This window comes from Pseudonocardia yunnanensis, from assembly GCF_039534065.1.
Taxonomy (GTDB): domain Bacteria; phylum Actinomycetota; class Actinomycetes; order Mycobacteriales; family Pseudonocardiaceae; genus Pseudonocardia; species Pseudonocardia yunnanensis.
The window spans coordinates 1-574 of the sequence record NZ_BAAAUS010000078.1 but is presented as its reverse complement, the minus strand read 5'-3'; the positions used below and the strand labels follow the sequence as shown (position 1 = coordinate 574).

The window sequence follows — 574 nt, the reverse complement described above, 5'->3', positions numbered from 1 at the left end:
GGCCTCGACCACGCCCAACTCCTCACCACCACCCCACCCGACCGACAACTCCTCCGCATCACCTACCCCGCCGGCTCCGCCAGCCGATCCGCCGGCGGCACCGACGGCGGCACCCAGGCCTACCTCGAACTCCCCCACCCCACCGACACCCTCGACCTGCACTACCAACTCCGCTTCCCCCCCGACTTCGACTTCGTCAAAGGCGGCAAACTCCCCGGCCTCTACGGCGGCACCACCACCAGCGGACAACACATCCCCGACGGCACCAACGGCTTCTCCACCCGCTACATGTGGCGCACCAACGGCAACGGCGAGATCTACGCCTACCTCCCCACCTCCCGCGACCACGGCACCTCCCTCGGCCGCGGCTGCTGGCACTTCACCCCCGGCACCTGGACCACCCTGCGCCAACGCGTCCAACTCAACACCCCCGGACACAACAACGGCCGCATCACCGTCTGGCAAGACAACAACCTCGTCCTCGACCACACCGGCCTCCAATTCCGCACCACCGACCAACTCCGCATCCAAGGCCTGTTCTTCTCCACCTTCTTCGGCGGCGACGACACCACCT

At 67.6% G+C, this 574-nt stretch carries 1 protein-coding gene; it reads left to right on the top strand.

From position 1 onward, the window contains the following. Positions 1–574 (top strand): polysaccharide lyase (locus ABD743_RS44335; protein ID WP_344730727.1); only part of this gene is annotated, 574 nt, incomplete at both ends.